The 14739-nt window shown below is 42.4% G+C and carries 6 protein-coding genes and 2 pseudogenes; all 8 read left to right on the top strand.

The window, feature by feature from the left end; all coding sequences use genetic code 11:
• The first annotated feature begins 113 nt into the window (after positions 1 to 113).
• The 8 genes and pseudogenes from tssH to PR761_RS01745 all read left to right on the top strand — a co-directional run bounded on the left by tssH (position 114) and on the right by PR761_RS01745 (position 14695).
• Positions 114 to 2815, top strand: a pseudogene (gene tssH / locus PR761_RS01785) (type VI secretion system ATPase TssH).
• Complete coding sequence (locus tag PR761_RS01780) at positions 2812 to 5208, top strand: type VI secretion system Vgr family protein (RefSeq protein WP_006815474.1); 2397 nt, start codon at positions 2812 to 2814, stop codon at positions 5206 to 5208. The pseudogene tssH and the gene PR761_RS01780 overlap by 4 nt, the downstream one beginning before the upstream one ends.
• 9 nt (positions 5209 to 5217) lie before the next feature.
• Positions 5218 to 6081 (top strand): DUF4123 domain-containing protein, encoded by an 864-nt coding sequence (locus tag PR761_RS01775; RefSeq protein WP_006815475.1) that lies wholly within the window; start codon positions 5218 to 5220, stop codon positions 6079 to 6081.
• A gap of 2 nt (positions 6082 to 6083) precedes the next feature.
• Positions 6084 to 8729 (top strand): annotated as a pseudogene (locus PR761_RS17115) (T6SS effector BTH_I2691 family protein).
• A gap of 2 nt (positions 8730 to 8731) precedes the next feature.
• Positions 8732 to 9679, top strand: coding sequence for a DUF6708 domain-containing protein (locus tag PR761_RS01760; protein WP_006815477.1), 948 nt, complete (start codon positions 8732 to 8734; stop codon positions 9677 to 9679).
• Between the two features lie 105 nt (positions 9680 to 9784).
• Positions 9785 to 10051: a PAAR domain-containing protein gene (locus PR761_RS01755; RefSeq protein ID WP_006815478.1), complete on the top strand. Its 267-nt coding sequence runs from the start codon at positions 9785 to 9787 to the stop codon at positions 10049 to 10051.
• Between the two features lie 4 nt (positions 10052 to 10055).
• Positions 10056 to 11258 (top strand): hypothetical protein, encoded by a 1203-nt coding sequence (locus tag PR761_RS01750; RefSeq protein ID WP_148449438.1) that lies wholly within the window; start codon positions 10056 to 10058, stop codon positions 11256 to 11258.
• A 59-nt stretch (positions 11259 to 11317) separates the two neighbouring features.
• Positions 11318 to 14695, top strand: coding sequence for an ImcF-related family protein (locus tag PR761_RS01745; RefSeq protein ID WP_154611164.1), 3378 nt, complete (start codon positions 11318 to 11320; stop codon positions 14693 to 14695).
• Positions 14696 to 14739 lie beyond the last annotated feature (44 nt).

Raw genomic sequence — 14739 nt, 5'->3', positions numbered from 1 at the left:
ATTCTCGGCGTATCACCTATCACGAACATCAACCTTATGAACCTCGGTTAATGGTTAGGGGCGGTAGCGTGCCTAAACACATTGAAACTCACAAGATTATCTAGGGAAAGAACATGGAAAATCCTTCAGTTATGTTATTACGTCGCTTAAATCCTTTTTGTGCAAATGCACTTGAGGCAGCGGCTTCCTTGTGCCAAACACGCGCTCATGCTGAGGTCACGATCGAACATTGGCTTCTCAAACTCCTTGAACTCGGTGAAAGTGATATCACAGTGTTAGCACGCCGTTATGAATGGGATATTTCAGCGCTTTGGCAAAACTTACTAACTGAGATAGATAACCTTCCACGCTCAATCCATACCCGCCCTACCTTATCCAAACAGTTACTTAATTTAATCCAAAATGCATGGGTCATAGCTTCACTTGATGAGGATATCGAACACATTCGCAGCGTACACATTCTTGCGGCAATGGTAAAACAGCCCTCCCTTGTCCCAAATGATGCGCTATGGCCATTAATGACATTAAGTCTCACACAGTTACAACGCTTAAGACCCATGCTAGATGCTCAATCAGATGAACGACCTGAAATTCAGCAATTAGCCGCGCATAATCAATCCCTACCGAATGAAGCTCCTCTTGATGCCAAACCAGTAGATGAATCCAATGCACCAAATTTAATTGGCAATACATTGAACGACGCCTTACTTGCTGTACTCAATAAATTTACGATCGATGTCACCGAAAAAGCGCGCGAAGGGGCAATTGACCCTGTTTTTGGGCGTGATGATGAGATTCGCCAGATGGTAGATATTCTTTCTCGGCGCCGTAAAAATAACCCCATCTTAGTTGGTGAACCCGGTGTAGGTAAAACTGCATTGGTAGAAGGCTTAGCGCTGCGAATTATTGAAGGTAATGTTCCTACTAGTTTACAAACTACATCATTGCGCACGTTAGATTTAGGCTTACTGCAAGCGGGAGCTGGGGTAAAAGGTGAATTTGAACAGCGTCTCAAAAACGTTATTGAAGCCGTGCAACAATCACCAACCCCAATTTTACTGTTTATTGATGAAGCCCATACTATTATCGGCGCAGGTAACCAAGCCGGTGGGGCTGATGCTGCTAACCTACTGAAGCCAGCGCTTGCCCGTGGTGAATTACGTACTATTGCGGCAACTACATGGTCTGAATATAAACAATATTTTGAGCGTGATGCGGCCTTAGAACGCCGTTTCCAAGTGGTTAAAGTGGATGAGCCTGATGACGAAAAAGCCAGTTTAATGCTACGAGGACTAAAACCCCGCTACGCCAAATATCATGGCGTCCATATTACTGATGATGCAGTAAAAGCTGCGGTGACTTTATCCCGACGTTACTTAACAGGTCGACAACTCCCAGATAAAGCCGTTGACCTGCTCGACACCGCCAGTGCACGTATCCGTATGAGTCTCGACACTCTTCCAGATGAAATAACGCGTTTAAAAGCCAAACGTGTCGCTTTAAAACTTGAACAACAAGCCATTCTTGCTGATATAGCGATTGGTAACATGAGCAATCAATCGTTACTCAGTGAATTAGTGACTCAAGATGCTCAAATCATGCTGAAACTGACTGAATTAGAACACCGTTTTGAGCAAGAAAAAAGTTTGATTAATCAGTTAATGGAACAGCGTCGACAAGCCCAAGATGTGAGTGAAATTCAAGCTCAATTAGAGCAAGTTCAGCTCGGGGAACCACTGATTACACCAGATGTGGATGTACGAACCGTAGCCACTGTGATTGCCGACTGGACTGGAGTCCCCCTATCCAGCTTATTAAAAGACGAACAAACCGAACTGCTTGAGCTGGAAGGTTCTTTGGAAAAACGAGTTGTCGGGCAAGAAAGTGCGTTATTGGCACTAGGACAACGTCTACGCGCCGCTCGTACAGGCTTAGCATCTGAAAATGGTCCTCAAGGGGTATTTTTGCTCGTCGGTCCAAGCGGAATCGGTAAAACTGAAACTGCCTTAGCCTTAGCAGATGTCCTGTTTGGTGGCGAAAAATCTTTGATCACTATTAACATGTCTGAGTATCAAGAAGCCCACACCGTTAGCCAATTAAAAGGCTCCCCTCCAGGTTATGTGGGTTATGGTCAAGGCGGGATTTTAACGGAAGCCGTTCGTAAACGCCCATACAGTGTCGTATTACTCGATGAAGTAGAAAAAGCCCATACAGTGTCGTATTACTCGATGAAGTAGAAAAAGCCCACCGCGATGTGCTCAACCTGTTTTATCAGGTTTTCGACCGCGGATTTATGCGTGACGGCGAAGGTCGTGAAATCGATTTCCGTAATACCGTAATCTTAATGACGGCGAATTTAGGCAGTGATTTATTAATGCAGCAGTTGGAAGAATTCCCTGAATCTACAGATAGTGAACTTCAAGAAATATTGCGACCAACCCTACGGGATCATTTCCAACCCGCCTTACTCGCTCGGTTCCAAACCTTGATTTATCGCCCATTAGGCCCTGTCGCACTGCGCCAAATTGTTGAAATGAAACTGGGCAGCGTAATTAAGCGTCTCTACACCCACTACAAGCTTGAAGGCATTGTAGAAGAAGCACTGTATGACACGCTCGTGAGCGCCTGTTTGTTACCAGACACCGGCGCCCGAAATATAGATAGCCTGCTCAATCAACAAATTTTACCGGTACTGAGCCAGCAATTACTCATGCGCCAAGCTAACCACCAGCAAGCGCAAAGCCTAAATTTAGGGTATAGCGAAGAGGAAGGGATCACTCTGAGTTTCAGTGATATTGAGGAGATAAATCCATGAGCCTACTCGATACAGCCAAAAACCTACTCCAAGGTCAAAACCGCTATCGCTTAGAAGTGCAAGGCTGCTCAGATTTACTGGATGTTGAACATTTTACGGGACGTGAAGCCGCTAGCGATACCTATCGCTACCAAATTACGTTTACCTGTTCCGCCCAAGATCTTTCTGCTCAACAATTACTGCGCCGCAATGCCAGCCTGACCTTTTCTGCGCCGATAAATAACGTAATGGGACTCGCCACTCAACCTAGCGTTGCCAAGCGCGTTCATGGCGTAGTGACGGATTTCCGTCGCCTCTCTGGCTCTGCGGATGAAGCTCGCTACCAGTTAGTTATCGAGCCTTTTTTTGCGCTACTACGCCATCAAATTCGTACCCACCGTTTTTTTATTAACCAATCCATTCCTGATGTGGTTGAACAGATTCTGCGTGAGCATAATTTCAAAGGCTGGGAGTTCGAATTTCATCTCGACAAAGCGTACCCAAAACGCGAGCAAATTAACCAGATTAATGAAAGTGACCGCCAATTTATTGAGCGCTTACTCAGTGAAGTGGGTATTTTCTATCGCTTTGGTTTGCAAGATGAAACCCAAACTGAAGTCCTCCATTTTACGGATAGCCAGCGCGGCTATGTGTATGACAAAACCCTGCCATTAAATAGCCCATCTGGGCTGAGCGATAACCATGCCGACAGTGTTTGGGGATTATCTTTGCGTCATCAAGTGGTTGAAAGCAGTGTTTTTGCCAAAGACTATAACCACCGACTAGCGGAAGATACTTTGATTTCCGCCGTTGCAGACATGACCCGCGGTGATGGAGAGAAAACCAACTACGGGGATGTTTACCACTATAAAGGCCGCCACCTAACCCGTGGGGATAAAATTCACCCAGAAACGGAAACGGCTAACTTCTGGGCAAGACTCGACCACGAGCGCTTTTTAGCTCGTCAGACTTTACTGCGCGGGGAAAGTAGCGCAGCAGACCTGACCCCATTATTAGTGCTAAGCATTCAAGACAATCCGCTCAGTTCGACGTTACCCAGCGTATTCAAATCACCGATTTTAATTACTCGCCTACGCTTTACCGCCAGCCGAGATAAAGCACTAACTGTCCGTTTCGATGCCGTGCCTTACACTGAATCACTGTGCTGGCGTCCTGCACTCAAATCACGCCCTGTCATTGCCGGAACATTAATGGCACGCGTCACCAGCGTAAAAGACCAGGATATTTATGCTCATCAAGATGAGCATGGTTTTTATTGGGTTAAATTCGATGCAGATCGTGATGATAAAACTAAGGGTTACGAAAGTATGCCAGTACGTTTGGCAAAACCTTACGCCGGCGATACTTACGGGATGCATTTTCCGCTAATTCAAGGGACTGAAGTTGCCATTGCCTTCCATGAAGGTGACCCTGACCGCCCGTATATCGCCCACGCACTGCATGATTCCCGCCACCCCGACCATGTTACAGATAAAAATAACACCCGCAATGTGATCCGCACACCTGCAAATAACAAGCTGCGCATGGAGGATAAACGCGGGCAAGAGCATATTAAGCTCAGCACTGAGTATGGCGGAAAAACCCAGTTAAACTTGGGGCATTTAGTCAACGCCGAACGCGAACAACGTGGTGACGGTTTTGAGCTACGCACCGATAGCTGGGGCGCGATTCGTGCGGGTAAAGGGTTGTTAATAAGTACTCAAGAGCAAGAAAAAGCGAACGAGCAACAACTCAATATAGATGAAATTAAACGCCAACTTTCTGATGCATTATCTACGGCTGAATCTTTGTCCTCAATATTAGAACAGGCAAATATCGACTCTTTAGACAACCAAACGCAAGAAGTATTTCTACAACAAAATATTGAACAACTACAAGAGCCGGTCATTCTTGTCGGCGCACCTGGCGGTATAGCAACTTCCACACCAAAGCACATTCAGCACAGCAGTAATGGCAATCAAATCTATACAGCAGCAGGCAATACAGAAATTTCATCATTAAAGCGCATGGTTTTATTTGCCAAGAAAAAGATGGTGTTATTCGCTCATGAGTTAGGCATGAAGTTAGTGAGTGCGGCAGGCAAGATAGAAATTCAAGCCCAAACAGGTGAAGTCGACATCATTGCACAAAAAGGACTGAATATTACGAGTACCGACGATGAAATTATCATCAGTGCGAAGAAAAAAATCACACTGCAATCTGGTAGCTCATATATCACCATTGAAGGTTCACAGATAGAGCACGGAACTAGTGGAGACTTCAATGTAAAAAGTTCAAATCTTCAATATATGGATGCTGCAACGTTGAACATACCGTATCCACAATTTACTGCTTGTGAATCCATGGTTTCAGAAGCTGCTCAACAGGGTTCAGGTATTGTACCTCTACGCTAAGGATATTGTATGATACACTATCTACCCCAACATAAAAATTTCGGTGAGCACCAATTTGCATTAATTGATAAAGCATTTGCTCGTTCATTGCTTGATGACTATCCCTCATTAGATATTGTCTCAGCACACTTGGCACCCCAATCACATTTATATCCAGCACTGATATCACTACATGAATTACCCACTTCAGACTGGGATATGTTCACCACTAGAATAACAGAACAATATCAAGGGCTTTCGACACCTAACATCAACTTATTACTCAGTAGCCCTTTATCAGCAGAATCATTGCGCAATGAGCTAGCTAGCCTTCTTTTAATTAATGATGAAAAACAACAAAACTATCTTTTTCGCTACTACGACCCCAGAGTTTTAATTCAATTATCTTGGATGCTGACCCCTTGGCAGTTGCAAACTTACTTAAAAATGCAAGTGATTCCATCTTGGACATTTTTTATTGATAAACAATGGTATACGTTAAATTTTCAAGAAAAAGTACCCTATATCAAAAATGACCCTATTAATTTGCCGTTAGAACAAATTAATAGGATTGGTTTAATTAACCAAGTGTTAGAGCAAGTACCTATTACAAAAAACTTAGACGAAAAAATTAGACTTAGCCGACACATTGATGAATTGCTATTGATCGCATCCAATTGTGGCTTGGTTATAAATAAAGATATAAATATTTTTGTACAGCAAGGCATCAAGCAACAATGTGCTTTTTGGTTACATCATGATGTTCAAGCCGTATTAAAAGTTGCTGCTCATAATCCTGAATATTACCATCGTACAACCTCCAATTGGAATGAAAAGCGCTGGCAAGAAATAAAAGCCAATGCTCCCACGTTAATAACGTCTAAAGGAATCTAGATATGAAAGATAAAAATGAGTCGCAAGGTTGCAGTTTTTGCATTCGACGTGGATTTCCCATTTTATTAGCTCGCCCTGCTATTATGTCTCAGCATGACATTCTCCCTGTTATGCCTAAAAGTATTCATGTCCCCGTTGAAGCCCAAGGGGAAACTGCGTATACCTTGCGGTTATTGCGCTCTGGCTACTTAAATATTTGGGATGAATTAGGTAACTCATGGATTAATTATTATATTACTGACGGTGGGTTTTATTACCCGATTCCCGAAAGTGGTGAAGCACCTGACGATGTTATATCTGGTGAAACTAAACCTTGTGTAAATAATCCTGAGGAGCTGGCAAAAGCCTCTTTAATTACCCTGCCGATAATGCCTAGTGGCATGAAAAATGGTTTATTTTGGTTTGCATGGTCGGAAGTGAAATGGACAGAATCCATTCGAAAACAATTCAAAGATAAAAGCCACCGAGAGCAGTATATGCAGCCCTTTGATATGGATGCATGGCTAAATAGCCAAAATACTGAGCAAACCTTGCCATTAGCACAACTTGAGAATACGATTGCGGAATACCACCAACATGCCCAAAAAAGTCAAATGCGTGGCTGGTCTACCTCACTATTATCCCGAGCGCTTGATGGATTTATCACCTATTCTTATCGAATTCAAACACAGATATTTATACCAACAGCCTCGGGGAATAAAATTGAAACTGTCGTTCAGAGCCCAGATGACCAATTGGATCCTCGTGGTGCTGTCTTTGTACTTCAAGATCCAACGGGAATTTTAAAAGACCTCCCGACATTAATTCAGTATGAACTAGATAGAAATGTCTATAACCGACCAGATATTGAGCGAAAGGTAGCACTCTATGGAGCTATATCTGGCTTGAAGGCGGGTATGAGAACAGACTTTGAAAGAGCTTATACCGCAGAAACAGAGTTTAATGATAAGCGCGCTAGAGGAGGGGTTTTTGAGTACCTTCATGTCAGAAACAAACCCGCTGTTGAAACAATATATACTCCAGTTCGCGATCAACACATGTCAGCAGCTGCCGATGGCAACTGGGCAAAATATCAGCAGTATTATTATGCTGATGCCGTTGATGATTTTAGACTTAAATTCCAAAAAATATTAACCGAATATAATCAGTGAGTTGTCAGCCCCCGAACAAAACTCTATTTGGATTGGTTTCAATCTTCAACACTACAACACTATTTTCAACAATACTTTGACCCTAATGATTTGTTAAGCGGCATTGCTTACACAGCCATTGTTAGCTACTGCATCACGAATATGTCGGACAAAAAAGGCAGCATGGATTTTTTCCATCAGTCACTATTAAATAGCTTGTCTGATCCTAGTAATATTCTGGGAAGAGCTTTAGTACTTAATCAAGCAGTTTTAGCGGAGAAAATTAATGAAGCAACAGCACAGCAATCAATTGAAGTGCTTGAGTTACCATGGTCTACCATCGACAAAAATATTTCCGTCAGCAAAATTACATTGCCTTGGTCTGGGCTAGCCGATGCTTTTGCAAAAGTGATAGAGCCTCAGAGTTTAGCATCGCAATCAGTCATAGCAATCTATTTAGGTCGGCTAGCCACCAGCACAATGAAAGCATTTGATAGCACCATCAGCTCCCCTAAAGTTTATGCTTTTGCTGTCGCAATAGCTGCATTTCAAAATAAAGAAATTGTACGAATTCATAAAAAGGCAAAATTTGGCCATTTTGCTAAAAAAGTGTCAGACGCCTTGATTCGATTAAGTGATAACAACAACGCATTAAACGAATCTGAAATTAATCGGCTTGTCCACGAAGAGTTGAAGCGTTTACGGGTTTCAGGTTTACCGATGAACAAAAATAAAATCTTGGATTATTGGGTTGATATTGATACTAGAGAGCTTGACCGAGTAAAACAGCTTCCCCCGAAACAACAAGAGAGGGCTTTAACTAAACTCTTACGACTATTCAGTGAAACCGAAGCAATAAATTACGCCCAATATCGCACCAGTATGACCTCTGGGACAGGAAAATCCGCTATGGTTGTCAGCGCTGGTGGGTTATCAGTAATTTTACAAAGCTTAGCCTTGTTCCATTCCGCCGATTTAAGTGACAAGAAAACGCTTTCTGAAGATCAATTTGAAGCACATAGCCGTTTCTTGTCAGGCGTTGCTGGTATCATCAGTGGCACTATCGGTGTATTGGATGAAAGTGTTCAACGATTTGTGCTATTACGAAGCTTCAAGAATATCACGGCATATAACACCCTTAAAACATTTGGAGTGCGTGTAGGTGTAGGGGCAGGGATAGTAGCTATTGCGTTTGATATTTTTCATCTGTTTGATGAAGTTGGTAAAAAAAATTATGGCCTCGCTTTTGCTTATTTTCTTTCTGGAGCAAGTGGTATATGGCTTATTCTTGCTGCACTTGTTTCAACAATACCCGTTTTTGGCACCGTGATTGCCGTACTCATCGCATTAGGAACCGCTATTTTTATCGCGTATGAAGGACAGGACAATATTCAAAAATGGTTAGAGAAATGCTGGTGGCGACGAGTCCCCAAACATATCCCTGTAGACAAGTGGCCCGAAATTTATCCCTCTATGTGGATGGAAATGGAACAGTTTAAACGCGCAATAGGACAATAAATATGGATTATTACGGATTATTTCCACAATTTAAAATCAATAGACCATTAAATGAAAGTGAATTTACAGGAAAATTAGAGCAAAAAACACGAATCAATATCGATACGAAACAACTCATGCCGGATTTAAAAGTTATTACGATAAATTCTAATTACTTGGAAATGGTAGATAAATTTTATTCTTCCAAGGGATTATTATCACTTGTTGCTTTCTTCGGTTGTTTATTTTTTTTGGGTACACCATTCGGATTAATTTTTAGTACAATCATTCAGTCACAATATGCAATTGACCATATTTTATTCATGCTAGCGATAACCTTGATTGCAAGTCCAATGGGTCTTTGGATGCTATTCTTATTAAAAAAAGAATGGCTCGCATGGACTCATTACCCTATTCGGTTTGATCGTAAAAACCAGTTGGTACACGCTACACGTATTGATGGCTCTATCTTTACTACCCCATGGCAAAACGTGTTTTTCACGACAGGACTAAATCATCGCAAAGAAATCGGCAAGGATTATTATATTAGTGGGCATGTATTGGCGGATGATGGCATCACGATTATCGATACCTTTTGTCTACCTTCATCACATAGCAATCTTGAAGAACTGAAAGCCCATTGGGAATTTGTGCGTCGTTATATGGAAGAAGGTCCACAAGGTATGAAAGAACGCATTCCTTTTTGTTTACCAATAGCAAATAAAAAAGAGAGTTTTGGATTTACCTTCTTCTACTCCATGACACAACATAATGGTACACCTGTGATCCTGTTTCCTATTACAGTACCGTTAGCCTTTTTATTTGCGTTACCTCGCTATATCGCAATTTTAACCAGCCGTCGTCCTATCTGGCCTGAGTCTATCCAAGCTCAATGCCCGATAGAAAAGGATGACCCATATATTCTTAATGCATCGATGAACCCCAAAAATCTTTGGAAAACCTTTTTTTAATTATTATGAATGGAATTACATTTATTATTTAATTCCATTTTAACGTATGTTTTCTTTAAAGCCGTACCTATCAGCTTCCCATACTAAATGTAAAGGACTTTTATCATGAAAGGTATTATTCGTATTGGTGATAAAAATACAAGTGGTGGACAAGTATTATCAGGTTCTTCATCAATGGTTTTTAACGGTATTGGTGTCGCCCGCTTAGGTGATCCCGTATCATGTCCTAAAAAAGGGCATAATAATGTAGTGATTTCCCAAGGACATCCAACATTTCTAGATAATGGCTTACCTGTTGCATTTGATGGACATAAGTGTAGCTGTGGCTGCACATTGATTTCCTCTCTTCCGAATGCCAAAGCGAGCCTCTAAACTGATGCCTGTTGATTTATTATCACTACCGCCAAAAGCAAAACGTCAAGATTTTCCATCAATTAAACGATGGGGCATTTTTTTTGTTTTACTATCATTAGTCATTTATATTTCACATGGATTTTTAGTTTCCCAGTTGTTAATAGAAAAAATACCAGAGTTTAATTTACTCATTTTCACCATCATAATTTGGCTAGGTTTATATTCTGTTAGATATATATTTTTTCTTTTTAATAAATGGGCTGCTGATGGATGGGATACGCAAAGACAAATAGACAAAGATAAAAGAATATCGATAGGCCAAAGAAGAGTTACACTTTTAGCACAAGCCATGATTCTTCCTCACATAACAAACTGCAAAGATTTATCAACACAAATAATTACTAGTAAAATATCTCTTTTGCCTCCTAACCTAGTCAACGGTAAAGCAAGTTATTGTGCTCAGTTCATTGATAGCAACGCATCAGATGTAGAAAGAGTTATCAATAGAATTAAAGCGTTAGTTAGTGAGCCATCAATGCTAACCGCAATCAAATATCTATCTGACAATGTATCATTAAATATTTTAGTTTCGATTGGTGAAAGTATCATTCTAAGTGAAAATGATACTAAACAAATTAATCAAGAAATTTCTCAATTACTCGAAAGACCATTCAGCATTAATTATAAAAAATATATCCCAATTAGTATTATAGATAACTGGTTAGATAAAGCTGATGATTTTGAATACTTACTCACTATAAACCTTTACCAGATTAAGCAACCTATTGATAAATACACAGAGGTTAGTGTGGCTCATTTATTATCATCACCTAAAAAAACGCAAAAAAAATATATCGCTTTTATTCACCGACCTGAGTCTATATCCCAATATAAGGACAATACATTGGATTTAAATAAATCCATTAATAATGCCCTCCTTTGGGGGAATGTCGAAATAACTAAAGTAAAGTCTATTTTCCTTAACACTTTTTCAATCAGTAATCTGGATGATACTAGAAAAGAAGTTCTATTTACCGAGAGTGGAGGAAAAATCCCTTTATATAGCATTGATAATATTATTGGCTGTACTCAGCACGTCTCACCTTGGGTTAACCTTTATATTAGTACCTCATGTTTAATAAAAACCGAAGCTGCCCAACTTGCGATTACACGCCAAAACAATGAAATATTTGTTTGGACAGTTACCCCGCCAATCGGAATTTAATACTTCATTACATTGAAACACATTAATTACTTTATTTTCATCGTATCTGGAGCCAAGATATGAAATCTTATTTACTCTCTACACTAAAGAGTTTAGAAAAACCATGGGTTATTCTATTAGTGTTATTCTGCATAGCTATACCCCTTGGCTTAGTTCTTTATTTCTCACCAGAAATATTAGAAATTCAGCCAAACTCGGAAAAACAATATAATGCTTTGAATACCCTCGTATGGGTAACTGGTTTTATTGGTTTAGCTTCTATTGTTGTTTTTACTGTTAGCCGCTGGATTGGAAAACAAGCTTATAGTGGCACAAAGGAAAAAACAAATAACGTCATTAAAAATCATAATGATACGGATAATGTATTACTACCAGAAATCCAAAACACCCTAAAATCCCAATACGGCACGTTCTGGCATGCCAAAGTCTCCATTCAGCTCCTCCTCGGCTCTCATTCCGCCGTCGAAAAACTCGCCCCAAGTCTGACCCAAGAAATCTGGCAAGAGTGTGATGGCACCCTACTCATCTACGGTGGCGATATCGGCAGTTCGATGGATGCCGAAAGGCTGGAGACCCTCAAGCAATTGCGCCGACGCCGTCCGCTCGATGGCGTGATTTGGGTAACTGAAAATAGCATTTCGTCCCAGCTTTTAGACAACAACGTCACGTTCACTAACCTCAATACCGCAACAGCCCACAATGCCGGGCGTGCCATCCAAAACCTCTTCCAAGAATTAGGTTGGCGTGCGCCTGTTTGGGTTTGGAGTGTCAGTGACCAACAATCCCTCAGTGCTGTTGATACGCCCTCTATCCTCTGCATGACAGAGCAAAATATGCCCGCCGAGGCGCTATCACCGAGCTTATTAAGCCTGATCCCCGCGCTCGTGATCAACGGAACTCAAGCGTTACTGCGCGAACAGAAACACACCTATCTACTGGCTCTGGCCCAATTTTTACAAAACGGGGGTAGCCAACAGCTCGCGACCGCACTAGCGCCACTCAATACCCAATTACGGACGTTACCTTTTTCCGGCATCACATTCAGCCCTTCTATCCATCCGTTAAATCAGCAACGTTTACCCAATAGTTGGCACCCCGATACACGCTGGAAAAGCTGGTTGAATGTGCAATCTGAACTGGCATCCGGTTTGCAACCTGCCGCGTTAGGTTTTGACAAAAAACGCCTCGTTCAATACGGTGCCGCCACCGCCATGACTTTGTGGGGCGCAGGGATGATTGTCTCTTACTTCGCCAATCGCCAGCTCATCGAAGAGAGCTACCAAAGTGCGAGCGTCGCCGCTAACAGCCAATTACCGGAAACTGAACGCCTCAAAGCCCAGTATGATTTTCAGCAAACCCTAGGTTTACTCAATCATCGCGAGCAAACCTCGGTACCATTTTGGCTGCATTTTGGGCTAAACAGTAATCAGCCTCTACTCGCCCATTTATGGCCGCTATACCAACAAACCGTATTGCCTCCCCTGCGCGATAACATCCGCCAGCAATTAGAACAACAATTACAAACGTATGCCCAACTTTCCCCTAACAGTGATGAACGTCGTCAAGCAACTCAACAGGCGTATCAATCCCTCAAAACCTATTTGATGATGACCACGCCGGAGCGTATGGAGCCAGTCTTCTTTACTGAAAGTGTACTGAATACCCTCCCCGTCCCGCAAGGAATGAACGAAGGGGAATGGCAAACCCTCGGCAAAGAATTACTGATGTTCTATGCCCAGCAGCTACCGAAGCACCCTGAATGGCAATTAACCGCCAACAATAACCTGATTAATCAAAGCCGTACTCTGTTAACCCGACAAATTGGGCAGCGCAGTGAAAGTGCCACACTGTATCAAGACGTGTTACTGCAAGCGCAGCATCAGTTCCCAGATATGACCCTGGATGACATGACTGGGGATACGGATGCCAGCTTTTTATTTACCACCGATGAGTTTGTCTCCGGCACCTTTACCCGCAAAGCGTGGGAAGAGTCCATCGAGCCCGCCATTAAAAAAGTGGTGGAATCCCGCCGCAATGAAATTGATTGGGTATTGAGCGATAACCAGCATGACCTCAGCGAGGACATCTCCCCTGAAGCCTTGAAACAACAATTAACTGACCGTTATTTTGCTGATTTCTCCGATAGCTGGCTTAACTTCCTCAACAGCTTACAGTGGCGCCAAACCGAAAGTTTATCGGATACCATTGACCAGCTATCCTTGATGAGCGATGTCCGTCAATCCCCTATTATCGCATTAATGAATACGATAGCTTATCAAGGGAAAACTGGGCGCCAGCAAGAAAAGCTCACCGACTCCTTTATGAACTCAGCCAAAGACCTACTCAACAAAGACCAAAAACCCATGATCAGCCAAAAAGCAGAATTTACAGGTCCCCTTGAAGAGACCTTCGCCCCTGTTCTGAATTTTGTAGATCCGCAAGCCACCACACAAACCAGTGATAACCTCAGTCTACAAGCCTATCTCACCCGCATAACTCGGGTACGCTTAAAACTTCAGCAAGTGGTGAATGCACCCGATCCGCAAGCCATGTCTCAAGCCCTTGCTCACAGTATTTTGGAAGGAAAAAGTGTCGATTTTTCAGAAACAAAAGATATGGGAAGCCTGATTGCGGCTAGCTTTGGTCAAGAGTGGCAAAGCTTTGGGGAGGCCCTGTTAGTCGAACCGATGACCCAAGCGTGGCAACAGCTTTTGACCCCAACCGCTCAAGGCATTAATAGTGAGTGGCAAAATTCCATTGTCAATGAATGGAATAGCGCATTCGGCGGTCGTTACCCATTGAAAGACACCCAAAGTGATATCTCTTTACCGTTGATGGCACAATATCTCAAACCCGATAATGGACGCATTCAACGTTTTCTCGAAACCCGTTTACAAGGGGTTTTACGCAAAGAAGGTAACCGCTGGGTGCCTAATTCAACGAATGCCCAAAGCCTGCGATTTAATCCTGCGTTTTTAAATGCCCTGAATACGCTCACGGAATTGGGTGACGTCGCTTTTGCTAATGGCGAAGCGCGCCTGTATTTTGAAATGCGGCCAGGCACCAGTAAAAACATCATGCAAACGATATTGGTGATCGATAAACAAAATCTCACTTACGATAACCAATTCCCGGAATGGCAACGTTTTGTTTGGCCAGCCGATACGGTGGCGTCTGGTGCATCCTTAACGTGGATGACCACCTCATCAGGCACCAAATTGTACGGAGATCATCGTGGTGTCTGGGGCTTGATCCGTTTACTCGAAACCGCCAATATTGCCCCTTATGCGGGCAGCACCAGCAGCTATACCGTGACATGGAACACAAAAGAAGGTTATTCGCTGAATTACCAACTTCGTACAGAAATGGGGCAAGGCCCGCTGGCGCTATTAAAACTGCGCAATTTTGTTCTACCTGAAAAAATCTTCTTGGATTAGCGTCGATAGGAAATCGTACTATGCCTTTATTAACCGCATTACGC

Origin of the sequence: Providencia sp. PROV210, from assembly GCF_028479445.1 — a bacterium.
Lineage (GTDB): Bacteria > Pseudomonadota > Gammaproteobacteria > Enterobacterales > Enterobacteriaceae > Providencia > Providencia rustigianii.
Note: the sequence above shows the minus strand (reverse complement) of the source record. Positions and strands in the feature narration are given on the sequence as shown.

Bases quoted from the DNA above. Each gene is read 5' to 3' on its own strand.
- PR761_RS01780 (WP_006815474.1), top strand. From the start codon at position 2,812: ATGAGCCTACTCGATACAGCCAAAAACCTACTCCAAGGTCAAAACCGC.
- PR761_RS01760 (WP_006815477.1), top strand. From the start codon at position 8,732: ATGGATTATTACGGATTATTTCCACAATTTAAAATCAATAGACCATTA.
- PR761_RS01745 (WP_154611164.1), top strand. From the start codon at position 11,318: ATGAAATCTTATTTACTCTCTACACTAAAGAGTTTAGAAAAACCATGG.
- PR761_RS01755 (WP_006815478.1), top strand. From the start codon at position 9,785: ATGAAAGGTATTATTCGTATTGGTGATAAAAATACAAGTGGTGGACAA.
- PR761_RS01750 (WP_148449438.1), top strand. From the start codon at position 10,056: ATGCCTGTTGATTTATTATCACTACCGCCAAAAGCAAAACGTCAAGAT.
- PR761_RS01775 (WP_006815475.1), top strand. From the start codon at position 5,218: ATGATACACTATCTACCCCAACATAAAAATTTCGGTGAGCACCAATTT.